The organism is Flagellimonas aurea (assembly GCF_017313785.1).
GTDB lineage: Bacteria > Bacteroidota > Bacteroidia > Flavobacteriales > Flavobacteriaceae > Flagellimonas > Flagellimonas aurea.
In genome coordinates this window covers 126,606-149,877 of sequence record NZ_JAFLNL010000005.1, presented here as the reverse complement: position 1 = coordinate 149,877, position 23,272 = coordinate 126,606, and the positions used below count along the sequence as shown (strand labels likewise).

General features: G+C 43.0%; 18 protein-coding genes. 6 read left to right on the top strand and 12 right to left on the bottom strand.

Annotation, left to right across the window (positions count from 1 at the left end; all coding sequences use genetic code 11):
• Positions 1-44: 44 nt before the first annotated feature.
• Complete coding sequence (locus J0656_RS10655; RefSeq protein ID WP_207033582.1) at positions 45-1,313, bottom strand: serine hydrolase domain-containing protein; 1,269 nt, start codon at positions 1,311-1,313, stop codon at positions 45-47.
• 206 nt (positions 1,314-1,519) lie between these two features.
• On the opposite strand from J0656_RS10655, the gene J0656_RS10650 reads away from it, so the two are divergent.
• Together J0656_RS10650 and J0656_RS10645 are read left to right on the top strand one after the other, a co-directional pair.
• On the top strand, positions 1,520-3,241 hold the full coding sequence (locus J0656_RS10650; RefSeq protein WP_207033580.1) for an IlvD/Edd family dehydratase: 1,722 nt from the start codon (positions 1,520-1,522) through the stop codon (positions 3,239-3,241).
• A 25-nt stretch (positions 3,242-3,266) separates the two neighbouring features.
• Positions 3,267-4,598, top strand: a complete 1,332-nt coding sequence (locus J0656_RS10645; RefSeq protein WP_207033578.1) for a GntP family permease — start codon at positions 3,267-3,269, stop codon at positions 4,596-4,598.
• Between the two features lie 277 nt (positions 4,599-4,875).
• Here the strand turns inward: J0656_RS10645 and J0656_RS10640 are convergent, their stop codons facing one another.
• The 6 genes from J0656_RS10640 to tamL all read right to left on the bottom strand — a co-directional run bounded on the left by J0656_RS10640 (position 4,876) and on the right by tamL (position 13,524).
• On the bottom strand, positions 4,876-5,739 hold the full coding sequence (locus J0656_RS10640) for a sigma-70 family RNA polymerase sigma factor (RefSeq protein WP_100817395.1): 864 nt from the start codon (positions 5,737-5,739) through the stop codon (positions 4,876-4,878).
• Positions 5,740-6,028: 289 nt separating this feature from the next.
• The gene (locus J0656_RS10635) at positions 6,029-8,278 is read right to left on the bottom strand and encodes a polyribonucleotide nucleotidyltransferase (RefSeq protein WP_207033577.1); all 2,250 of its coding nucleotides are present in this window, start codon (positions 8,276-8,278) and stop codon (positions 6,029-6,031) included.
• Between the two features lie 214 nt (positions 8,279-8,492).
• Positions 8,493-8,762: a 30S ribosomal protein S15 gene (gene rpsO / locus J0656_RS10630; protein WP_163625172.1), complete on the bottom strand. Its 270-nt coding sequence runs from the start codon at positions 8,760-8,762 to the stop codon at positions 8,493-8,495.
• Positions 8,763-8,927: 165 nt separating this feature from the next.
• Positions 8,928-9,788 (bottom strand): acetyl-CoA carboxylase, carboxyltransferase subunit beta, encoded by an 861-nt coding sequence (gene accD, locus J0656_RS10625; protein WP_207033575.1) that lies wholly within the window; start codon positions 9,786-9,788, stop codon positions 8,928-8,930.
• A 27-nt stretch (positions 9,789-9,815) separates the two neighbouring features.
• Positions 9,816-10,883 (bottom strand): class II fructose-bisphosphate aldolase, encoded by a 1,068-nt coding sequence (gene fbaA / locus J0656_RS10620; protein WP_207033573.1) that lies wholly within the window; start codon positions 10,881-10,883, stop codon positions 9,816-9,818.
• 52 nt (positions 10,884-10,935) lie between these two features.
• Positions 10,936-13,524 carry a translocation and assembly module lipoprotein TamL gene (gene tamL / locus J0656_RS10615; protein WP_207033838.1) on the bottom strand — a complete coding sequence of 863 codons (2,589 nt, stop codon included), beginning with the start codon at positions 13,522-13,524 and terminating at the stop codon, positions 10,936-10,938.
• Between the two features lie 24 nt (positions 13,525-13,548).
• On the opposite strand from tamL, the gene J0656_RS10610 reads away from it, so the two are divergent.
• Positions 13,549-14,268, top strand: a complete 720-nt coding sequence (locus J0656_RS10610) for a TrmH family RNA methyltransferase (RefSeq protein ID WP_207033571.1) — start codon at positions 13,549-13,551, stop codon at positions 14,266-14,268.
• A gap of 1 nt (position 14,269) precedes the next feature.
• On the opposite strand, the gene porT is transcribed toward J0656_RS10610, so the two are convergent.
• Both porT and ubiE read right to left on the bottom strand, forming a co-directional pair.
• Positions 14,270-14,968, bottom strand: a complete 699-nt coding sequence (gene porT / locus J0656_RS10605; RefSeq protein WP_207033569.1) for a type IX secretion/gliding motility protein PorT/SprT — start codon at positions 14,966-14,968, stop codon at positions 14,270-14,272.
• A gap of 4 nt (positions 14,969-14,972) precedes the next feature.
• Positions 14,973-15,701, bottom strand: coding sequence for a bifunctional demethylmenaquinone methyltransferase/2-methoxy-6-polyprenyl-1,4-benzoquinol methylase UbiE (gene ubiE / locus J0656_RS10600; RefSeq protein ID WP_207033567.1), 729 nt, complete (start codon positions 15,699-15,701; stop codon positions 14,973-14,975).
• A gap of 194 nt (positions 15,702-15,895) precedes the next feature.
• On the opposite strand from ubiE, the gene trkA reads away from it, so the two are divergent.
• Together trkA and J0656_RS10590 are read left to right on the top strand one after the other, a co-directional pair.
• Positions 15,896-17,245 (top strand): Trk system potassium transporter TrkA, encoded by a 1,350-nt coding sequence (gene trkA / locus J0656_RS10595; protein WP_207033565.1) that lies wholly within the window; start codon positions 15,896-15,898, stop codon positions 17,243-17,245.
• Positions 17,245-18,735 (top strand): TrkH family potassium uptake protein, encoded by a 1,491-nt coding sequence (locus tag J0656_RS10590; protein WP_207033563.1) that lies wholly within the window; start codon positions 17,245-17,247, stop codon positions 18,733-18,735. The genes trkA and J0656_RS10590 overlap by 1 nt, the downstream gene beginning before the upstream one ends.
• 88 nt (positions 18,736-18,823) lie before the next feature.
• Here the strand turns inward: J0656_RS10590 and J0656_RS10585 are convergent, their stop codons facing one another.
• Positions 18,824-20,011, bottom strand: coding sequence for a pyridoxal phosphate-dependent aminotransferase (locus tag J0656_RS10585; RefSeq protein ID WP_207033561.1), 1,188 nt, complete (start codon positions 20,009-20,011; stop codon positions 18,824-18,826).
• 16 nt (positions 20,012-20,027) lie between these two features.
• Positions 20,028-21,131 (bottom strand): fatty acid desaturase family protein, encoded by a 1,104-nt coding sequence (locus J0656_RS10580; protein WP_207033559.1) that lies wholly within the window; start codon positions 21,129-21,131, stop codon positions 20,028-20,030.
• Positions 21,132-21,246: 115 nt separating this feature from the next.
• Between J0656_RS10580 and rsmG the strand changes: the two genes are divergently transcribed.
• The gene (gene rsmG / locus J0656_RS10575; protein ID WP_207033557.1) at positions 21,247-21,882 is read left to right on the top strand and encodes a 16S rRNA (guanine(527)-N(7))-methyltransferase RsmG; all 636 of its coding nucleotides are present in this window, start codon (positions 21,247-21,249) and stop codon (positions 21,880-21,882) included.
• Positions 21,883-22,163: 281 nt separating this feature from the next.
• Here rsmG and J0656_RS10570 read toward each other — a convergent pair whose 3' ends face one another.
• Positions 22,164-23,201, bottom strand: coding sequence for a DJ-1/PfpI family protein (locus tag J0656_RS10570; protein ID WP_207033555.1), 1,038 nt, complete (start codon positions 23,199-23,201; stop codon positions 22,164-22,166).
• Positions 23,202-23,272 lie beyond the last annotated feature (71 nt).

The following is a 23,272-nucleotide window of genomic DNA, read 5'->3' as shown; positions in this document are numbered from 1 at the left end:
CAAAGATAATGAAATGTGAGGGCAATTCCTTATTTGCCAATGGTCTATTCCGAACCCGTATTTATTTGGACCGGACCATAGACCGCATCACGGAACCTTTTATGAAGAGAGCCGTTGTAAGGAAAAATTTGCACGAAGAACACCGCCGTTAATTCATTTACGGGATCTACCCAAAACAAGGTGCTCGCCGCTCCGTCCCAAAAGAATTCTCCGACAACCCCGTAGTTCTCTTCAACGGAGGCAGGGGCACGAAGCCGAACGGCAAAATCTATCCCGAAGCCTACTTGTCCCTTGCTGGGCAACCACGACCTTTCCGTTATGTTTTCATCCAAATGGTTGGTGGACATCAACTCCACGGTTTCTGGTTCAAGAATTTCCGCTCCCTCCAAGTTTCCCTCGTTGACCAACATTCTGGCAAAGCGCATATAATCGTCAAGTGTGGAAGTCAATCCCCAACCACCAGGGGTCAGTGGCCATTTTTTATAATTGAATGCATGCGCTTCTTCGTTGGGGGATTGGTTCAATTCACCCATTTCAGTTTTACGATAAGCCGATGACATTCTGTAACGGTCATCCTCTGGTACTACGTAGCGGGTATCTGTCATTTTCAAGGGGTCAAGAACATGCTCACGGACATATTCCTGATACGGTTGACCGGAAATCCGCTCCACCAAAAATGCTTGCACATCGACCGAAGGACCATATTCCCATTTGGCTTCGGGCTGGAACCATAGAGGTACGCTTCCCAATTTTTCTGCCATTTGGGGCAAGGTATTCTCCCAGTTGAACGGGTCTGCTTCTTTTAAGGCCTCACTATACCCTGGAATATCGTCCCGGGTAGAAAACCCCGCCGTATGGCGTGTAATGTCACGGATGGTAATCGGTCGGTTCAAGGGTTCGAGTATCATCTCACCATCGGAGTCCACCCCTTGGTACACTTTCATGTTGGCAAATTCGGGAGCATATTTTTCCAACGGGTCGTCCAATTGAAACTTACCTTCATCATACAATGTCATCAAAGCGGTTCCCGTAATAGGTTTGGTCATGGAATATATCTGCACCAATGTGTTGCGCTTCATGGGTACTTTGTTTGCCAAATCGGCATAACCAAATGCGTTGAAATAGACTTCTTTTCCCTTTTCATAGATTAAAGCCGATGCTCCGGCCACTTCACCGTTTTTCACAAAGCTTTGCAAGGTGGAATCCAATCTGGTCTTTGCCGCTTCTTGAACTACGTTATCAGAATTAACCTGACTTATACCTGCTGATATAAAACCAGTTATCATCAAAATGGAGAGAAATGTTCTTTTCATGTTAGGTGGAATGTATGTCTTTTATGTCAAAAATGTTTGAACAAGAAAGGTAGCCAATTAATTAATAACTCATTATTATTTTAACCTGAAGGAAATGGATGTATAAAATTTTAAATCACTTTTTTGTGAAAAATACATTATGGCTTCATAGGAGACGGTAAATTTTATTATTTTCACCGCAATCGATTGCGTTTATCAAATTAAAAATGAAGAAAAATAAAGAAGACCTTCGGAGCAAAGAATGGTTTGGCACCAATGACAAAATGGGTTTTGTGCATCGTTCTTGGCTTCGTAACCAGGGGTATCCCAACGACATGTTTCAAGGAAAACCCGTAATTGGGATTTGTAACACCTGGTCGGAACTCACCCCTTGCAACGGCCATTTGCGAGAGTTTGCAGAAATCGTAAAAAAGGGCGTATTGGAAGCAGGCGGATTTCCTTTGGAATTCCCAGTAATGTCCCTCGGAGAGACCATTATGAGGCCTACGACCATGCTTTTCCGAAACTTGGCCAGTATGGACGTTGAGGAATCCATACGCGCGAACCCATTGGACGGAATTGTTTTGTTAACAGGTTGTGACAAGACGACCCCTTCGACCATTATGGGAGCTTGCAGTGTGGACCTACCCACCATTGTGGTGCCCGGAGGCCCCATGTTGAATGGAAAATTCCGTGGAGGGGAAATAGGTTCCGGTTCCTTTAATTGGATGATAAAGGAGAAGAAAAAACGGGACAAATTTACCGAGGAAGACTTTTTGGAGGCTGAAATATGTGCGGCACGTAGCGCTGGCCATTGCAATACCATGGGGACGGCTTCAACGATGGCCACCATGGCAGAAGCCCTGGGACTCACATTGCCCGGTGCATCCGCAATCCCCGCGGTCGATGCCCGAAAAAAGGTAATGGCACAGCTTTCCGGGAGAAAAATCGTGGAAATGGTCAATGAAGATTTGAAGCTATCCAAAATATTGACCCGAGAAGCTTTTGAAAATGCAATAGTGGTCAATGCAGCCGTGGGAGGCTCCACAAACTTGATTGTCCATTTACTGGCCATAGCGGGCAGGATTGGAGTTCCTTTAAAATTGGAGGATTTTGATGAAATCGGAAGTAAAATTCCATTGCTGGTCAATCTTATGCCTTCCGGCAAACATTTGATGGAAGATTATTTTTATGCAGGAGGTCTTCCTGTAGTCTTGAAGGAATTGAAATCAAAATTGCATAAAACCATAACGGTCAACGGCAAGAGCCTTCATGAGAATTGCGAAAAATCCACTTGCTATAACGAAGAGGTCATTGCCAAAATGGATGCTCCCTTTCAAAAGGATGCTGGAATCGCAGTTTTAAAAGGAAATCTATGCGAAAATGGAGCCGTTATTAAACCTTCTGCAGCCACTCCTGAATTGATGAAGCACCGTGGCAAAGCAGTGGTCTTTACCAGTATGGACGATTACCATGCCCGTGTGGACGACCCTGATCTGGACATAGATGCCAATAGTGTAATCGTTCTGCAGAATGTGGGACCCAAAGGTTACCCTGGTATGCCCGAGGTGGGCAATGTGGACCTTCCAGAAAAATTGATCATGCAGGGCGTGAAGGATATGGTCCGAATTTCAGATGGACGGATGAGTGGAACGGCTTATGGTACCGTGGTGCTCCACGTGTCACCCGAAGCGGCCATCGGTGGGACCTTGGCTTTGGTTAAAGATGGAGATTACATCGAACTGGATGTGGAAAATAGGAAATTACATCTGGATGTTACGGAAGAAGAACTGGCTGAAAGAAGAGCGGCTTGGAAACCGCCCCAGCCCCATACCGATAGAGGTTATGTGAAAATTTACCTGAACCATGTAGAGCAAGCCGACAAGGGTGCCGATTTTGATATTTTGGTGGGAGGCTCTGGCAGTGAGGTAAAGGGAGATTTGCATTGACCATCCTAACTTTAAATAACCGACCATGTTAGTAGTTTATTTGTTGTTGAGCATAGCCCTTATTATTGGCTTGATCAATTATTTGCGCCTGCATCCGTTTTTAGCACTTTTTGTGGTAGCCATATTTTTTGGTTTTGCCGCGGGGATGGACTATCAACTTATTTTGCAGACCATAAACGATGGATTTGGGGGAACACTGGGAAAAATAGGTTTGGTGATCATCTTTGGTGTGATCATTGGTGCATTTCTGGAAAATACGGGCGGGGCCTATGCACTGGCCGAAGCGGTCATCAAACTGGTGGGAAAGAAACGAGTGCCCACGGCCATGGGAATATTGGGATATTTTGTATCCATACCCGTTTTTGCGGATAGCGGTTTCATCTTACTGTCCCCGTTGAATAAAAGTCTGTCCAAAAAAGCAGGAATCAGTTTGGCAGGTTCAGCTATTGCGCTGGCAATGGGCCTTACCATTGCCCACAATTTGGTGCCTCCCACTCCTGGGCCCATAGCGGCGGCTGGTATTCTAAACGCTGATTTAGGTCTTGTCCTGGCCTTGGCCATTCCCATTAGTATCGTTGCGCTTATTATGGCATTGTTGTTCGCCACGAAGTTTGCTGCTCGCACTTATATTGATCCAAACCCGGATGTTTCCCAAGAAAGTATCGACCTTCGGATGAAAACTGCGCCTTCGGCATTCAAAGCATCATTGCCCATTGTGGTACCCATTGTTTTGATCATGATCAATTCCAGGTTACGGATAATCCCAGTGGAGGAAATCGCATCATGGCAATCATTTCTAATGTTTTTGGGAGAACCCGTAATTGCGTTGGTCATTGGAATGCTTCTGGCCTTTACGCTGCCCAAAAAACTGAACAAGGAATTGATTTCTACAGATGGATGGGTTGGAAAGGCATTAAAGGATTCCGCCAATATTTTATTGATTACGGGAGCTGGTGGCGTTTTTGGAAAGATGCTTCAAAATTCTGGGATAGCGGGTGTGATGGGAGATGCGTTGAGCGATTTAAACCTTAGTTTTTTTCTTCCCTTTTTGATTGCATCGGCCATAAAACTGGCACAAGGGTCATCCACCGTGGCGTTGATCACAGCAGCTTCCATTGTGTTTCCTATGATGGGGAGCCTTGGATTTGCTACAGAAATGGACAAAGCGCTATTGGTGATTTCGATAGGGGCGGGGTCCATGGTGGTTTCCCACGCCAATGATAGTTTTTTTTGGGTGGTGACCCAAATGAGCGGAATGAACATTGCCAAAGGCTATAAACTCCACAGTTTGGGAACCTTGGTCATTGGGCTAACGTCCATAATTTCAGTATTGATAATCAGTCTATTTGTAAATTAACTGTTTGAAACTGTACAGAATTTTCTGGATACATTGTTGCCGATGAGCTGAAACAGGGGAATCCGTTTGGGATTTACCGCTTGGTAAATGGAGGGTTGATGAATTAAAAAGGGACCCTTATAAACGAAAAAAACTCCGGTAATCAGCCGGAGTTTATTCATCAATCAAAAAACGAACAGTCATGATAAACTGTTATATCTTACTAAATTACAACTTTCCTGCCAAAAATCAAATTTAAGGATAGTTTAACTGTAATGTAGAGGGTGTTTTTTTACACTTATCCCAAATATGTCTTTAAAATCTTACTTCTGGATGTGTGTTTCAGCCTGCGAATTGCCTTTTCCTTGATTTGGCGTACCCTTTCCCTCGTAAGGTCAAAAGTTTCACCGATTTCTTCCAAGGTCATGGAATGTTGCCCTGCCAAACCAAAGTAAAGTCTGATAACATCAGCTTCACGCGGTGTAAGGGTCTCCAATGCACGCTCGATTTCCGTACGAAGGGAATCGTGCAAAAGTTCCTTGTCCGGGTTAGGGGACTCACCACTGCGCAATACATCGTATAGGTTGGAATCCTCCCCATCGATCAATGGTGCATCCATGGATACGTGGCGACCTGAGTTTTTCAAGGATTGCTTTACATCTTCCACGGTCATGTCCAATTCTTTGGCAATTTCCTCTGCAGATGGCGGACGCTCGTGCGCTTGCTCCAAGAAAGCAAATGTTTTGTTGATCTTGTTGATGGAACCGATTTTGTTCAATGGCAAACGAACAATACGGGACTGCTCGGCCAATGCCTGAAGAATAGATTGACGAATCCACCAAACGGCGTAAGAAATAAATTTAAATCCACGGGTTTCATCAAAGCGTTGAGCTGCCTTGATCAGTCCCAAGTTTCCTTCATTGATCAAATCAGGAAGTGTCAACCCTTGGTTTTGGTACTGTTTTGCTACAGAAACAACGAACCTAAGGTTGGCTTTTGTTAATTTTTCCAAAGCTACCTGGTCTCCCGCCTTGATTCGCTGTGCCAACTCTACCTCTTCATCGGCGGTAATCAAATCCACCTTTCCAATCTCCTGCAAATACTTGTCTAACGACGCGGTTTCCCTGTTGGTAACCTGTTTTGTAATCTTTAACTGTCTCATCTAAAATATCCCTTCAAATTAAATTTGTGAACCGGAGCTCAATAGGTTATACGTTCAAAAAACTGAAAAGTTACATTTTGGTTACATTTTTTTTAAAAAGTCTGATTTTCCATTGATTAATATGTTGTCAGGTCGAGCGCAGTCGAGACCTTACTCTTAGGTTTTGAAAACAATACCTTCTCGACTGCGCCCGAAGTGACATTGTACTATTTTGATTTTGAGTTTTAAAAAAACAAAACCCCGAGGTTGTTCCCCGGGGCTGTTTTTATACAATAGGATTATTTTAAAACTAATCCCTTCTTGGTTTTCTGTCACGATCACCACCTCTTCGGTCGCCACCACGTCGGTCGCCACCACCTCTTCGGTCACCACGATCACCACCTCTATCGTTGCGCGGTGGACGTTCTTGATATCCTTCAGGTTTGGGCAACAAGGCTTTTCTTGAAACCTTTTCCTTTTTGGTCCTTGGATCAAGACCGAAGTATTTTACGTCAAAAACATCGCCCATGTTTACCACATCGGATACATTTTCGGTGCGCTCCCATGCCAATTCGGATACGTGGAGCAATACTTCGTTCCCTGGAGCTTCGGTATATTCTACCACAGCTCCAAAGTCGAGCATCTTGATTACTTTCACTTCATAAACGCTACCAACCTCAGGTTTGAACATCAAAGCATCGATTTTTGCCAATACTTTGTTGATTCCATCCTGATCGGTACCAAGAATTTCCACAATGCCTTCCTCGGTTTCTGGGTCTTCGTTGATAACAATGGTAGTTTTAGTTGTTTTTTGAAGCTCTTGAATGACTTCTCCTCCTTTTCCAATAAGTGCTCCGATGTATTCACCAGGAATAACTCGGGTAACAATTTTTGGTGCGTAAGACTTCACTTCTGGTCTTGGAGCTTCAATGGTCTCAGTAAGTTTGCCCAAAATGTGCAATCTACCGTCTTTAGCCTGCATCAAAGCTTTTACCAGGATTTCATAAGAAAGTCCTTTTACCTTAATGTCCATTTGGCAAGCGGTTATACCATCTGCGGTACCGGTTACTTTAAAGTCCATGTCTCCCAAGTGATCTTCATCGCCCAAGATGTCGGATAGTACGGCATATTTTCCAGTTTCAGTATTGGTGATCAGTCCCATTGCAATACCTGAAACAGGTTTTTTCAATTGAACCCCGGCATCCATAAGAGCCATGGTTCCAGAACATACAGTTGCCATGGAAGAGGAACCGTTGGATTCCAATACTTCGGACACTACACGAACTGTGTACGGGCAATCTGCTGGAATCATCCCTTTTAGAGCACGTTGCGCCAAGTTACCGTGACCTACTTCCCTACGGGATGTACCTCGGATTGGCCGTGCCTCTCCTGTTGAGAAAGGAGGGAAGTTATAGTGCAAATAGAAAGTTTCCTCGCCTTCGAAAGACGGCATATCTATTTGGTTGGCTTCTCTGGAAGTACCTAAAGTTACGGTTGCCAAAGCTTGGGTCTCACCCCTTGTAAATATGGCAGAACCGTGAACGGATGGCAAATAATCGATTTCGCACCAGATGGGACGAATTTCTGTGGTTTTACGACCGTCCAAGCGGAGTCCTTCCTCTAGAGTAAGGTTTCTGACCGCCTCTTTTTCGGCCTTGTAGAAGTATTTGGAAACCAAATCTCCAAACTCTTCCAATTCTTCTTCTGTAAACGTAGCTTTTACTTCTTCTTTGATAGCATCGAAGGCAGCACTGCGCTCATGCTTGGATGAACCGGCTTTTGCAACGGCATACACTTTATCATAAGTAAGGTCGTACACCTTTTTTTCAAGGTCGGCATCTTCGTTTTCCGGTTCGTATTCACGAACTTCTTTTTTACCGAAAGCTTCGGCCAATTTTACTTGCGCGGCACATTGAACTTTAATGGCTTCGTGGGCAAATTTGATGGCTTCTACCATTTCCTCTTCGGAAATTTCATTCATTTCACCTTCTACCATCATTACAGAATCCGCAGAGGCACCAATGATCATGTCAATATCCGACTCCAGAAGTTGTGCTCTGGTCGGGTTGATGATGAATTCACCATTGACCCTACCTACACGGACCTCTGAGATGGCACATTCGAACGGGAAATCCGAAAGTTGAATGGCGGCTGAAGCGGCCAATCCGGCCATCGCATCTGGCATAACGTCTTCGTCATGCGACATCAACTGAATCATTACCTGAGTTTCGGAGTGGTAATCCTTTGGGAACAGGGGCCTCAACACCCTGTCTACCAAACGCATGGTCAATACTTCACCATCGCTTGGTCTTGCCTCTCTTTTAAAGAAACCACCTGGGTAACGTCCTGCTGCGGCAAATTTTTCACGATAATCTACGGTAAGTGGCAAAAAGTCCACGTCCGACGCTTTGTAATTGGAGACAACTGTACACAATAGCATACACTTGCCAGATTGGACAACAACAGAGCCGTGGGCCTGTTTTGCCAGTTTTCCGGTTTCGATAGAAATTTCCCTACCGTCACCAAGGTCTATGACCTCTTTGAATGTCTTTGGAATCATAAAAATAATCTTACCTAACCCATAAGGTCAGGCTGTTAAACTTTGGTCTACCGCCATCCGGGCGGTCGGGTTGTGTTGTTGTTGTGTGTGCCTGGGGCACTTGACCAATGAAAAACTATTTTGTAGCTTTTTGTGTTTGCCCGTTTTCCCGGGACTTTTTGTTGAAATATCTTCAACCAAAACAAAGGGGAAGCCAATGCCTCCCCTTGTGTTTTTATTTTCTAATACCTAGTTCTTTAATCAAAGTACGGTATTTTGCAATATCTTTTTTCTTTAGATAATCCAAAAGACTACGTCTTTTACCTACCAACGCAACCAAGGAGCGCTCGGTGTTGTAATCTTTGTGGTTTCTCTTAAGGTGTTCTGTCAAATGGTTGATACGGTGCGTGAACAACGCAATTTGTCCTTCCGTAGAACCGGTGTTGCTCTCAGAGCCGCCGTGTTTCTTAAAAATCTCGGCTTTAACTTCTTTTGTTAAATACATTCCAATATTATTTAAATGATTTTTATGTATTGATTGACCTTCAATCAGCGTGCAAAGATATGCTTTTATTTGAAATCAAAAGATTTATTGGAAAAATCTTTACATGTTGGCATGGCCTGTAAATCCCCCGATTAAAATCAAAAAGCCCCGAATTCGGGGCTTTTTTTAGTTTCGTACAGGTTGATTGGTAATCAAGTCTATATATAGATTGATTTTTTTCTTCAAGTCCCTGCGGTGTGTGATAAAATCCAAAAATCCGTGCTCTTTCAAGAATTCGGATGTTTGGAAACCATCGGGAAGGTCTTTTCCTGTAGTATCCTTTACCACCCTTGGCCCGGCAAAACCGATAAGGGCACCTGGCTCGGCAATGTTGATATCCCCCAACATGGCGTATGATGCGGTAGTTCCCCCTGTTGTAGGATCCGTACATAACGAAATATACGGGATTTTTGCATCGGCCAATTGGGCCAGTTTAGCTGATGTTTTGGCCAACTGCATCAATGATAGCGCGGCTTCCATCATACGGGCACCTCCGGATTTGGAAATCATCACAAATGGAATTTTCTTCCTTTTTGCGACATCAATGGCGCGGGAAATCTTTTCCCCTACCACGCTTCCCATAGATCCCCCGATAAAGGCAAAATCCATGCAGGCCACAACAATATCCTTTCCTTGGGACTTTCCTACGGCGGTCCTAACGGCATCTTTTAATCCAGTTTTCTGCTGGGCCGCTTTTAAACGATCGGAGTATTTTTTGGTATCCTCGAACTTCAAAGGGTCTTTGGCAGTCATTTTCGTGTCAAGCTCACGGAACTTGTTGTCATCAAAAAGAATCTCAAAATATTCTTTACTGCCTATACGTACGTGATAATCATCCTCTGGACTTACATAAAAGTTTTTGGCCAGATCTTCGGCCTCCACAATCTTACCGGTAGGGGATTTGTACCACAGCCCCTTGGGGGTGTCTTTTTTTTCCTCCGTAGCGGTCTGTATTCCTTTTTCCTTTCTTTTAAACCAAGACGACATGCAATCAATATTTAATTAGACAAGGGCTTACAGAGTGTTTACGTTGTTCAGGTCTTCGAAAGCCTTTTTTAAACGGGCAATAAAGGTTTTTTCTCCTTCTCGAAGCCATACACGTGGGTCGTAGTATTTTTTGTTCGGCTGGTCGTCACCGTCGGGGTTTCCGATCTGCGCCTGAAGGTAGCCTCCCTTACCTTGGATATAATCGCGAACACCTTCCAAAAATGCGTATTGCAAGTCGGTATCGATGTTCATTTTGATTACGCCGTAACCGATGGCCTCCCTGATTTCTTCCACTGTAGAACCGGAACCTCCGTGGAATACAAAATCGATGTGATTATGCTCAACTCCATATTTTTCGGTAATGAACTCTTGAGAGTTTTTAAGGATTTTTGGAGTCAATTTTACGTTTCCGGGCTTGTAAACACCATGTACGTTACCAAATGCTGCGGCAATGGTGAATCGTGGGCTTACTTTTGAAAGTTCTTCATAGGCAAAAGCCACTTCTTCGGGCTGGGTGTACAATTTGGAATCATCAACATCTGAGTTGTCCACACCATCTTCTTCACCACCTGTAATTCCTAATTCTATCTCCAAAGTCATATCCATTTTGCTCATGCGCTCAAGATACTCTTTGCAGATTTCAATATTTTCTTCGATCGGCTCTTCTGAAAGGTCGATCATATGTGAACTGAACAATGATTTGCCAGTTTCCTTATAATGTTTTTCACTGGCATCCAAAAGACCATCGATCCAAGGCAATAATTTTTTGGCGCAGTGGTCTGTATGAAGGATTACAGTGGCGCCATAGGCCTCGGCCAATTGGTGTACATGTTTAGCTCCTGCTACGGCACCCAAAATAGCTGCTTTTTGGTTTTCGTTGGATAGGCCTTTACCTGCATTGAACTGGGCTCCTCCATTAGAAAATTGAATGATTACAGGGGAATTCAATGTTGCGGCAGTTTCCATCACAGCATTGATGCTATCTGAACCGATTACGTTTACGGCCGGGAGCGCGTAACCGTTTTCTTTTGCATGGTTGAAAATTGCCTGTACTTCATCACCGGTAGCGACACCGGGCTTGATATTGTGGGACATAGTTATATTGGTTTCGAATTAAATAGGAAACAAAAGTAATAAATTATTTGCTCTAGAAAGGATAATTGATACCTATGTTAAAGGCAGCTTGTTTAAAGTTGTACCCATCAAACCAGCGATCGGACCCAACTTTTGCAGGATTGTAGGTCTTGAAGCCTACGTCCAGCCTAAAGACAAAATAGGTGAAATCGTACCGCAGACCAACGCCTGTACCCAATGCTAGGTCACCCAAAGAAGAGAACCCTGTGAAAATGGCGTCGGGATTTGTTTCGCTGTCGAAAACGTTCCAAATGTTGCCCGCATCCGCGAAAAGGGCACCTTTTACATCGCCTGCTATCGGGAAACGATATTCCAGGTTCAGCGCAATTTTCAGGTTTGCTTCGTTAAAATCATTGATGTTGTCAGTTTTTCCTGGACCAAGCTCGTAAGCATTCCAAGCGCGGTTGTCGTTGGAACCCCCGGCAAAGTAACTTCGAACAAAGGGAATGTTGTCCGAGTTGCCATACGGAATGGCCAGCCCCGTAAAACTTCTAAAAGCAATCACCTGTGAACCTCCAATTTCCCAATGCCGAATGTAATCGAACTCGGTTTTTACATATTGGGAGTAGGGGACACTGAAAACAAGGTTCTGTCCATTGTCATTTTTATTGAAGGGAATTACGTTGGTGAGCAATGATAGCATGGCTCCGGCACTTTCAACTTTAATTCGATATTGATAAAAATCGAGGTCGTTGATGCCTGATTTACTATTCTTGGTATGAGTGAAATTGGTGGCGAAAATAAGGTTGTTTTCCGTTAATCTTCTGCGCCTTTCCTCAATGCTGTTGACCAATTCCTTATCCTCCGCGCTTACAGGAATCGAATCATTCAATATGTTTCTAACAAAACCATTCGCCCCAGTTGGGATGCTTAGTACCGGTTCATCATCAACATCTTCCAAAGGTCTGAAGTATTGTGAATATTGCGGATCGTCCTGAAATTGGTCGGCGACACTGTTCAAGTTGGAAAATGTATTTCTGTATACGTTGTAAAAATTATCGGGATTTACGTTTCTTACAAATTCGACATTGAGCAGTTCAATATTGTTTTTCAACCTTTCGGAAGGTGTCCAATTAAAGGAAAGTATGGAGTTTAGGGATTGCTTGTCGAGCCCGATGTTTCGTTGGAAATTGGTACCTGCCGACAATCGGGTCTGGGGCAACATATAATATGGAATGATACCTTCTGTGTTGAAGGGGAGCCAGATGCGGGGAAAGGTGATATTGACATCTCCACCGAGTTCCGATGTAAAATTTCCATCCGATAGGGAGGCATCACTCAATAAACCGATGGAACCCCTTGCAGAAATGTTCAATGTCTCCGCACCCCCAAAAACGTTCCTTGTGATAACGGATGCACTAAAAGCAGTTCCTACCTGTTGAATATTGGAATGAGTAACATCAAAATTAAGGTTTAAAGAATATTTGGGCTTGGCCGCTAGATAGATATTTGTTTCCAGTTGTGTTTGGGTGGAGTCGGGGATAAACTCGATGTTGGGATATTTAAAAGTATTAAGGTTGGTGATTTGTCGGTAGGTACGTATCCTGTCCAAATCACGATAAATACTGTCTTTTTCAAAGAAAATAGCATCGGTCAGCGCTTTGGGGCGATATCTCAGCTTTCCACTATATATGATGTTGTGATTGTCGTATTCAAGAGTTTTTAGGGAGTCTGAGTTTCCGTTCAGGTCATAATCAGCATATATATTGATTTTTCTGTGCCGTGCCACTTTGTAGGGCATATTGACATCGGTACTATCGTTGGTGCTCCTAAACTTTCGGATGTTCAGTTCCACATCCATCAATTGGTCGTCCGAAGCTTGGGTGGTATCCCTAAATATATTGTAGTTTATGGAGCTTTCTTGGAAATTGTAGACTCCAGAATTCCTGAAAAGTGTGGTAAGGCGCTCTCGCTCCAAAGTAAAATTGTCCAGGTCAAATTGTTCCCCTTGCCTTACAAAACTCCTGTTTGCCGATTTTTTGTAAATGGAATCCAGTTCTGGGGAAGTGATGTTTTTTTGTATCGTGTCCACAATGTAGGGCTTGTTCAAAGTAACACGGTATGCTATCTGCGCTTTTTTTGCGTTTTTACCTTCAATTATCTCATACTCCCCGGTGTTGTTAAAATAACCCTTGCTATTGTAGTAAGATTCGAGCTTGCTTACGGATTTGTTGGTTTTGGTGGTATCGATGATTACGGGAGGTTCGCCGATCCTTTTCAGAAATTCGCTATATCCCTTTACTAAAAACGATTCCTGTAATCTGTAAACCTGTTTTTCGGACAGTAGATTGTTCAATCGTTTTTCCCTTTTCTCTTTTCTGTTGAGCCAATCTTCGAATGAGGAATCGGGGTTTTCCTTGGCCAGATTGTAAAGGTTCAATTTTAAAGGATATCCAAGTACACTGCTGTTGGGTTTTTGGCTGATCAGGCCTTTGATTTCGCTACTGGTGACCTTTTCTTCATCTACCAAAATAGTGTTCTTGGTGAGCAATAATTCATCCTCCCCGACCTTTTTTAAGGTATTGCAACCTAAAATGCTGAGCAAAAGCAACAATAATCCTATTTTTGCCAAGTTGCCCGTTACACCAGAATAACCACTCATAGAAGCCAAAAATACACGATTTAGATGGTTACAAAAAACCAAATTAAGCTAGTTGTTAGCCTAAAGCAAAAAAAGTACCGATCTCAACATGGACTATTTGTTGTAGAGGGTGAAAAGCTCGTGAACGAATTGTTGAATTCGGGTTTTAAAACGTACCAGATTTTTGTGGATGATACTGGTTTGGTTCAAAAATTTGAGCAGGCTGAAGTGGTTCCGGAAAAAACATTGAAACAGATGAGCAGCTTAACGCATCCGAGTGGTATACTCGGTGTTTTTCGTGTGAAGGATTCCGAAGCTTTGGATTTGGACGATTGGGTTGTGGTTTTGGATGCTGTTCGAGACCCTGGGAACATGGGAACCATTATTCGACTATGTGATTGGTTTGGAATTAAACGATTGGTCTGCTCAACGGATACCGTGGACTGTTATAACCCAAAAGTATTGCAGGCCACTATGGGTTCTATTGCAAGGGTAAATGTTGAATACACTGATTTGATAACCTTTTTGGACAAAACGGATATACCAATTTATGGAGCCTATATGGACGGCGAATCGGTTTATGGTTCCAATTTGGCGAAAAAAGGTGTTTTGGTAATGGGCAACGAGGCCAATGGCGTTTCTGCCGAAGTTGGAAAATTCATCACCAAAAAAATCTCCATTCCACAATTTGGTGCAACTACTACGGAAAGTTTAAATGTGGCCACGGCCACTGGAATTCTTCTCAACGAAATCCGCAGGGGATAGGCTATTCAAAAGTAAAATTGATGAAGATTCCGCGGGTGCGCATGGCAGCAATGTTACCTGTCCAAGGGCTATTGGGGTCGGCATCGGGAACCAACTCGTCCGTTAAGGCAAAAACTCCTCGAATGGATGGTGTGAACTTGAAGTATTCGGTGTAAAAATCAATCCCGAAACCAACTTCGTACCCGTAAACATTTTGTTTCATTCTAAACTGGCCACTACTGTTGTCGTCCAAACTATCTTCGTTGCTTCCCAAGTTAATGGAGGTGTAAACCCCACCAACAATAAACGGTCTCCAGTTTCCGATTCTTCGCGTACTGGCCTTCAACAATAAAGGGAATCGAATGTAGGTGGAACGCACTTCGCGAAGCGCATCGTTCTCCGTAGTAAATCCAGGGAAGCCCAATGTTCTTGCAGTGTAGAGCAGACCCGGTTCAAAACGGGCATCCAAAAACTCATTTATTCGAAGCTCCCCGATCAAACCAACGTTGAATCCTAGACTTTTGTCCACCAATACATCTTGGCCAATATCGTCTTTGTACTCAAATTGAAAATCGTATTGGTTAAAACCTAGATAATATCCCCAGTTCAAAAATTTCTTGTCCTCGTTCTGAAGGTTGAGGATGGGGTCGCTTCCAAATTGGGCAACGGCCATTTGGTTCGATAATACGATAAGTCCAAATAGGATCAGGAGATTTTTCATCAATCTATTTTGAAGCAACATAAATGGATGCTACACCCATTGTTTGTGGTTTGTTCTCTATTCCTATAAACCCGATTTTCTTCAAAATATTGTTGAAAGCCTGTCCATGAGGAAAAACAGAAGCAGATTCACTCAAATATTTGTAAGCCGACCTATCTTTTGAGAACAAGTTTCCAATAGAAGGAAGCACGTATTTTGTGTAGATTTTATAACCCTGTTTGAAAGGGGTTTTGGTAGGTACGGAAGTTTCCAAGACCACAAAATGTCCTTCGGGCTTAAGGACCCTATAGATTTCTTCCAGCCCTTTTTCCAGATTTTCAAAGTTTCGGACACCAAATGCCACAGTGATGGCATCAAAGGAATCATCCTCAAAGGGAAGGTTCTCACTGTCCCCAACAACCATTTCGATAGTGTTCTGTAAATTCTTGTTGGATACTTTTTTCTTGCCGACCTCCAGCATACCGGGGGAAAGGTCTAGACCAACAATCTTATTGGCACCCGTTTTTGCCATGGCTATGGCGAGGTCCCCGGTGCCGGTGGCTATATCCAGAATGGAATCGGGGGACTTCTCTTTTAAAAAGGCTACTATTTTCTTGCGCCACTTAACATCCGTTCCAAAGGAGATGACCCGGTTAAGACCATCGTAATTTCCGGAAATGTTATCGAACATTTGCTTTACTTGCTCCTTTTTGCCGAGCTCAGATTCTTTGTAAGGTTTCACCTTTTCCGACATAGCTTTTATTTGCTGGCAAATATACAACTTAGGATAGGGGATGCGGACAAAAATATTTGTGTAATTTTGCCCTCCAAAGGGATTTATTTTCCGTATTTGGTTAAAAGTATGGAGTTTACGTTTAGCATACCATTCTTAGTATCGTTTGCAGCGTGCAAAACGAGGTTATTTAAGAACACATCCTATTCTAATCAATGAGAATCATTATTGCAGGTGCTGGTGAAGTTGGGTTTCATTTGGCAAAATTATTGTCCTACGAAGCGCAGGAAATTACTTTGATCGATACCGATAAGGAAAGGTTGTCCTATGCGGACACCCATTTGGATATTAGGGTGCTGCGCGGTGATGCCACGTCGATACAGGTGCTACAGGATGCCGATGTAGACGGTTCCGACCTTGTGATTGGGGTTACCGCATCGGAGACCACTAATCTTACCCTTTGTGTGCTGGCAAAACAATTGGGCTGCAAGCGTACCATGGCCCGGATTTCCAACACGGAGTTCATGGACAACAGGGAACTTATCAGGTTTGAACAATTGGGCATCGATGAATTGATTTCACCAGAGCGTCTTGCCGCTACGGAAATACAGTTGATGCTGAACCAGTCTGCCTTCAACGATACCTATCAATTTGAGGAAGGATTGTTGACCATGTTCGGGGTAATTCTTCCGAAAACTGCTCCATTTGTGGGTAAGATGGTAAAGGAGGCTGCAAGGATTTTTCCAGAGCTCAACTTTATGCCCATTGCATTACAGCGAAAAGGAACACAATTCACTCTGATTCCAAGGGGTGATACCGTTTTTAAAGAGGGTGACCAAGTTTATTTCATTACATCGGATAAGGGTGTTGAAGAGCTGTATAAACTCTCGGGTATGCAAAAACAGGACATCAAAAATGTGATGATCTTGGGTGGAAGCAAGGTGGGCTATAAAACGGCTCGTGACCTTTGCAATAAAAAATTCAACGTAAAACTTATTGAAAAAAATAAGGAAAAGGCCTTTGATATTGCAGACGAGCTGCCACATGCACTTGTCATCAATGGGGATGGCCGCAATGTGGAACTGTTGGAAGAGGAGAGCTTGGAGTCCATGGATGCCTTTATCGCGGTTACGGGAAATTCCGAGACCAATATTATGTCGTGCTTGGTGGCCAAGAGCAAGAAAATAAAAAAGACCATTGCCTTGGTGGAGAATATGGACTACTTCCAGTTGTCACATTCCATTGGGGTGGATACCCTCATCAATAAAAAACTACTTGCAGCAAACAGCATATTCCGGTATATCAGGAAAGGGGAGGTGCTTGCCCTCACCCGTTTGAACAACTTGAATGCTGAAATCTTGGAGTTTGAGGTGAAGCCATCCTCGTTGGTGAATGGAGAAATAATCCGCGAACTGAATTTTCCAAGGGAAGCGAGCATAGGCGGGGTCATTCGAAATGGAGAAGGAATTATAGCACTGGGTGATTTTAGGATTGCTGAAGGTGATAAAGTGGTAGTCTGTTGTTTGCCCAAAGCCATAGCTCGCATAGAAAAGCTATTCCTATAATGAAGCTCAATACACGTATCATTATCCACATCATGGGGTTGTTGTTGCTTTGCAACGGGTCCTTTATGCTCTTGGCGGCATTGGCCAGTGGAATTTATAAAGATGGTGCCACAATGGACATCATGTTGTCCGCCATAGTCACGATGCTTTTTGGTATGATGGCCATGTTCTATACTCGTGGACATAAAAAGGAGGTTAAAAAGAAAGAAGGGTACATTGTTGTGACCTTTGGTTGGATCGTAATGTCCATCTCTGGTATGTTGCCCTATCTTTTTTCCGGTTCCATTCCCTCCATAACAGATGCTTTTTTTGAGACCATGTCCGGTTACACAACAACGGGAGCATCCATATTGGACGATATAGAGGCGCTTCCTGAAGGTATTTTGTTGTGGCGAAGCCTTACCCATTGGATTGGGGGGATGGGGATCATAGTTTTGGCCATAGCCATTCTACCGCTTTTAGGTATCGGAGGTATGCAGTTGTTCAGTGCAGAAGCACCAGGTCCTGGTGGAGATAAGCTCCACCCACGGATTACGGATACAGCAAAAAGGCTTTGGCTTATCTATTTTGGGTATACTGTTTTGGAAACCTTGTTGCTGAAATTTGCGGGGATGTCATTTTTTGATGCTATAAACCATGCCTTGGCCACGATGTCCACAGGTGGTTTTTCCACTAAAAATGCCAGTTTGGCCTATTGGAACGATTCTCCAATAATCCAATACATCATCATTATTTTTATGTTCTTGGCGGGAAGCAACTTTGTATTAAGTTATTTTGCATTGACCGGACGGGTGAAACGTGTTTTTCAAGATGAAGAATTCAAGTACTATTTTGGGTTTGTAGCGATTTTTACCATTTTGGCCGCTCTGGGCGTTTATTTTAAGGCGGACGTTCCGGTATCCGACTTTCATCCCATGGTTTGGGGAAAGGCAGAGAGTGCCTTTAGGCATACCTTGTTTCAGGTGGTCGCGGTAATTACCACTACCGGTTTTGTTTCTGCAGATTTTACTTCTTGGACACATTTCTTGACCGTTTTCTTTTTTGGTTTGATGTTCCTCGGGGGATCTGCAGGTTCAACAGCAGGGGGAATTAAAGTAATGCGCCATTTATTGATTATTAAAAACGGTATCTTGGAGTTTAAACGTACCCTGCACCCCAATGCGGTGATTCCTGTTAGATATAATCAAAAAACAGTTACAGAGCACATCGTATACAATGTTATAGCTTTCTTTGTGTTGTATATGTTGTTGTTTATTATTGGTTCGCTGGTGCTTGGGTTCCTAGGCTTGGACTTTGTTTCCGCGGTCGGTGGTTCGGCCTCATCGCTTGGGAATGTTGGTCCTGCTTTGGGTAGTTTGAACCCTGTGAGCAATTACAATAGCCTTCCAGCTGCAGGTAAGTGGTGGTGTGCTTTTCTGATGTTGTTAGGGCGTTTGGAACTGTTCACTGTATTGATCGTGCTTACCCCATATTTCTGGAAAAAGACCTAATAAAAAACCTCTCAAAGTAGACTTCAAGAGGTTTTTAAATTTATATTGGATAGCTGAACTAACTTGCTTCAGCATTTCCTGTTTTATATTAAAGTACTGCCTTTATCCTTGAAATAGCTTCCTTCAACTCCTTCTCCGATGCGGCATAAGATATGCGGATACAGTTCGGGTTTCCGAATGCTTCACCGGTAACCGTGGCTACATTTGCATGTTCCAATAGATACAGTGAGAAATCAGAAGCATTGTTGATCGTTACATCTTTCAATGTTTTTCCAAAGTAAGCGGATATGTCCGGGAACACGTAAAATGCACCTTCTGGAACATTGAGGTTAAATCCTTCTATCTCACCCAATAGACCTAGGACAAGGTCCCTTCTTTCGTGGAACTTGTCGATCATAAATTGAATCTTGCTCACAGGGGCATCCAACGCAGTGATTACTGCACGTTGAGCAATAGCATTCGCTCCACTCGTTACCTGACCTTGCAATTTGGTACAGCCCTTAGCAATCCATTCCGGTGCGCCGATGTAACCAATACGCCATCCGGTCATGGCAAATGCCTTGGATACACCGTTTACGGTTACCGTTCTATCGTACATGCCATCAATGCCAGCAATGCTGGTGTGACCACCTTCGGTAAAATTGATGTGCTCGTAGATTTCATCGGATACCACGTAGATATCCGGGTGTTTTTTCAATACCTCGGCCAAACCTTCCAACTCTTTCTCGCTATACACGGAACCACTTGGGTTACATGGAGAGCTGAACCAAAGCATTCTTGTCTTTGGGGTAATGGCAGCTTCCAATTGTTGAGGTGTCATTTTAAAATCGGTGTCGATTTGTGTGGGAACCTCTACTGGAACTCCTTCGGCCAATTTTACGATGTCGCTGTAACTTACCCAGTATGGTGCCGGAAGAATTACTTCATCGCCAGGATTAAGTACTACCATGGCCACGTTGAAAAGCGATTGTTTTGCTCCCGTGGAAACTACGATTTGGTTTGCACCGTAATCAAGGTTGTTGTCTCTTTTGAATTTATTCGAAATAGCTGTCTTAAGCTCGGCGTACCCATCAACAGGTGTATAGCTACTATAATTTTCGTCGATGGCCTGCTTTGCTGCATCCTTGATAAAATCGGGAATATTGAAATCGGGTTCCCCCAAGCTCAGACCGATGATATCCTTTCCTTCATTTCGTAATTCCCGCGCTTTGGCTGCCATGGCCAAAGTTGCTGACGTGGACATGTTCTTGATCCTGTCGGATAGATGGTTGCTCATTTGATGCTTCGTTTTTTTACTGATACTGGAGTGCTGGGTTTTTGCCCAACTCCTTTAAGTGTTTGAAGTGCGAAATTATGGCTTTTCTCGTAGTTTTATATTCGTGGTACGGTAAATTGAACTCTTGGGCAGTCTGTTTCACAATTTTTGAAATATTTGTGTAATGAATGTGACTGATGTTGGGGAAAATATGGTGTTCCACTTGATGGTTCAATCCACCGGTAAACCAGTTTACAATTCTGTTTTTAGTGCCAAAATTCACTGTGGTGAACAATTGGTGAATCGCCCAGGTGTTTTTCATGTTTCCTGCTTCATCGGGAAGCGGGGTTTCTGCATGGTCCACAATATGAGCCAGCTGGAATACCACACTAAGAATCACACCGGCAACGTAGTGCATGATAAAGAATCCAAGAAGCACTTGCCACCATGCGATATCAACAAAAATTAATGGGAGTACGATCCAGATGGTCAGATAAATGACTTTTGTAATTACCAATGTGCTCCAGTTGATCACGGGGTTGGGAAGTTTTCCATAGCTCAACTTTCTCTTCATGTAACGGTACATCTGTTGAAAATCTGTTGTAATGGCCCAGTTAAAGGTCAACAGGCCGTACAGTAAAATGGAGTAGTAGTGTTGGAATTTGTGGTGTTTTCTCCACTCGGCATGCTCGGAGAATCTTAGGATTCGTCCAGCTTCCATATCCTCGTCATGTTCATGGATATTGGTGTAGGTATGGTGAAGCACGTTGTGCTGAACTTGCCAGTTGTATACATTTCCAGCAAGAATGTAGATACTGCTTCCCATAAGTTTGTTTACCCATTTTTTATTGGAGTAGGCACCATGGTTTCCATCGTGCATCACGTTCATTCCCACTCCGGCCATTCCTACACCCATGGTGATGGAAAGGAGCAGATAGCCCCAAAAAGGCAAATCAAGGGTCAACATTAAAAAATAAGGGGTCAAAAAAATGGCAAACATCACTATCGTCTTCAAGTGAAGTTTCCAGTTCCCGGTTTTCTTAAGTTCGTTTTCCTTGAAGTATTCGTTTACTCTCTTGTTCAGCGTTCTGAAAAATTGTGCGGAATCTCTTCTTGAAAACCGGATGGTATTCTTATCCATAAAAAAAAGTTTTATACAAAGGTAACTAAAATGCTTTTTAGAGTTAACAACGTTCTGTTAGAACGGTGTTAAGGTTGGTAAAAGTATTAGTTTTGTCAAAAATACGGTTGGCAACATGAAAGCGGAACTTATATTTAAATATTTTACGACGCTCAACGAGGAACAGAAAGAGCAGTTTGCAAAGCTGGAAACGCTTTACCAAGACTGGAATCAAAAGATAAATGTGGTTTCGCGTAAAGATATTGATGAGCTGTACTTGCGACATGTGCTTCATTCCCTGGGAATTGCCCAAGTCCAATTGTTCAATGAGGGGTCGGAAATTTTGGATGTGGGAACCGGTGGCGGCTTCCCGGGAATTCCGTTGGCCATTATGTTTCCAAACGTAAAGTTTACCCTTGTGGATGCCATTGGAAAAAAAATAAAGGTGGTCAACGAGGTAGTGGAAGGATTAGGTTTGGAGAATGTTGAAACCCATCACTCCAGGGTAGAAGAAATTCCAGGACAATTTGACTTTATTGTGAGCAGGGCCGTCGCGGCCATGCCTACTTTTGTGCATTGGACCAAAGGTAAAATCAAAAAAGACTCCGCACATCAGAGAAAAAATGGTATTCTTTATCTAAAGGGCGGAGATCTTACGGAAGAACTGAAGGGTTATGAAACCGTCCAGACCTTCGATTTAAACGAGTATTTTGAGGAGGATTTCTTCGAGACCAAAAAAGTGGTGTACTTACCTCAGAAATATAAAGGATAGATTAAATACTGTACATCCTTTTATATACCAACCTACATTTTCGGGCATAATCCTTGGCATATAGCCAAAATTGCTGATATTTTTTAATCATCAATTTCCCCCATGCATGAATTCTAACAGTCATAACTAATTGATTTAATGTAATCAAAGATAAATAGATTACGTTCAGTTTACAATTAGTTAACGTTAAATTTACATTTAAATTGTTTGTTTATTGACAGATTTTGTTCTAATTATCTAAAAATAAGATTATTGGGTGTGTATTTTTCTTAAATCCTGGGTTAATCAAGTTTCTTGAATATTTTACCATTTTTCTCCAGCTGGTAACCCGTTATGTCTCCGGAAGGATTTCTTATAAACCCTACATATTCACTATTTACGTCAGAGAAAACATCATCGGTTTCATGATATATGGGGTAAAAAAGATGGTCGATTTCTACCAATAAATTTCCTTGGTTCTTATCATATTTTAGATTGAAGGTAGTATCATTTTTGTATTGATAAACGCCTTCAAAATCTTTAAAAAATGCCGCATGCCTTTGGTCGGCGTATGGATTCGATTCCGATAATAGGAGTCCATTGCCCATATTCCAGTTGTCGTATTCCATGTAGAAAGCTGTTCTCTTGGCTGTATTTATACCCTGTAATTTGGCCACAAGATGAAGAGCGCCATCGATCCCTGCCGAAATCCCTGCGGTAGTGATTACCTCTCCATTATCCACATATCTAACATTTCTGCGGACATCTACTTTAGGATAGTTTGTTTCCAGGTCGGATAGGGCGTTATGGAAAGTTGTGGCGACTTTTCCGTCAAGAATGCCTGCTTCAGCCAACACAAATGCACCGGTACAGACCGAGAAATGATATTCAATATCCTCCTGCTTTTTCACCCATGCGATAACCTCCTTGTTTTGGGATGCGGCTTGTGAGTTACCTCCAAAAAATGCCAATATATCTGCCTTTGGGGCATCCTCGATACTGTAGTCCGGAACTACGGTCAAAATGCCCTGTGACTTAATGGGGTCTTTGGTGGCCGATACGGTAAAAACGCGATAACCAGCATAGCTGAATACTTCCATGGGGCCTGAAAAGTCCAATACCTCCACTCCGTCTTGAAGGTAAAATGCAATGGTTTTGGACATTTCTTTCTTGACAAACGGCATATTGCAATGCTGGCAGGTGCCGGGAGCATCGTAAGTAATGTCGTCGCAGGCGTTATTGCAGGGCGGACAAACATAAGCCGTGGCTTGATTACTTGAATTTTGAGACATTACGCCCATTGATATTAGGTTGCACAATATGATCAATGACTTTTTCATTCTTTTTTGGATTTGATGAATGGTTCAAAATTAGATGGGTCATCAATCTTTTGAAAGGACAATTATGCTCA

What these genes read in the sequence shown, in the direction of transcription:
- J0656_RS10645 (WP_207033578.1), top strand. Translation starts at nt 3,267, where the DNA reads ATGTTAGTAGTTTATTTGTTGTTGAGCATAGCCCTTATTATTGGCTTG.
- J0656_RS10590 (WP_207033563.1), top strand. Translation starts at nt 17,245, where the DNA reads ATGAAGCTCAATACACGTATCATTATCCACATCATGGGGTTGTTGTTG.
- trkA (WP_207033565.1), top strand. Translation starts at nt 15,896, where the DNA reads ATGAGAATCATTATTGCAGGTGCTGGTGAAGTTGGGTTTCATTTGGCA.
- rpsO (WP_163625172.1), bottom strand. Translation starts at nt 8,762, where the DNA reads ATGTATTTAACAAAAGAAGTTAAAGCCGAGATTTTTAAGAAACACGGC.
- J0656_RS10585 (WP_207033561.1), bottom strand. Translation starts at nt 20,011, where the DNA reads ATGAGCAACCATCTATCCGACAGGATCAAGAACATGTCCACGTCAGCA.
- rsmG (WP_207033557.1), top strand. Translation starts at nt 21,247, where the DNA reads ATGAAAGCGGAACTTATATTTAAATATTTTACGACGCTCAACGAGGAA.
- fbaA (WP_207033573.1), bottom strand. Translation starts at nt 10,883, where the DNA reads ATGTCCCACAATATCAAGCCCGGTGTCGCTACCGGTGATGAAGTACAG.
- J0656_RS10635 (WP_207033577.1), bottom strand. Translation starts at nt 8,278, where the DNA reads ATGATTCCAAAGACATTCAAAGAGGTCATAGACCTTGGTGACGGTAGG.
- tamL (WP_207033838.1), bottom strand. Translation starts at nt 13,524, where the DNA reads ATGAGTGGTTATTCTGGTGTAACGGGCAACTTGGCAAAAATAGGATTA.
- J0656_RS10650 (WP_207033580.1), top strand. Translation starts at nt 1,520, where the DNA reads ATGAAGAAAAATAAAGAAGACCTTCGGAGCAAAGAATGGTTTGGCACC.
- J0656_RS10640 (WP_100817395.1), bottom strand. Translation starts at nt 5,739, where the DNA reads ATGAGACAGTTAAAGATTACAAAACAGGTTACCAACAGGGAAACCGCG.
- J0656_RS10655 (WP_207033582.1), bottom strand. Translation starts at nt 1,313, where the DNA reads ATGAAAAGAACATTTCTCTCCATTTTGATGATAACTGGTTTTATATCA.
- J0656_RS10610 (WP_207033571.1), top strand. Translation starts at nt 13,549, where the DNA reads ATGGTTACAAAAAACCAAATTAAGCTAGTTGTTAGCCTAAAGCAAAAA.
- ubiE (WP_207033567.1), bottom strand. Translation starts at nt 15,701, where the DNA reads ATGTCGGAAAAGGTGAAACCTTACAAAGAATCTGAGCTCGGCAAAAAG.
- J0656_RS10570 (WP_207033555.1), bottom strand. Translation starts at nt 23,201, where the DNA reads ATGAAAAAGTCATTGATCATATTGTGCAACCTAATATCAATGGGCGTA.
- accD (WP_207033575.1), bottom strand. Translation starts at nt 9,788, where the DNA reads ATGTCGTCTTGGTTTAAAAGAAAGGAAAAAGGAATACAGACCGCTACG.
- J0656_RS10580 (WP_207033559.1), bottom strand. Translation starts at nt 21,131, where the DNA reads ATGGATAAGAATACCATCCGGTTTTCAAGAAGAGATTCCGCACAATTT.
- porT (WP_207033569.1), bottom strand. Translation starts at nt 14,968, where the DNA reads ATGAAAAATCTCCTGATCCTATTTGGACTTATCGTATTATCGAACCAA.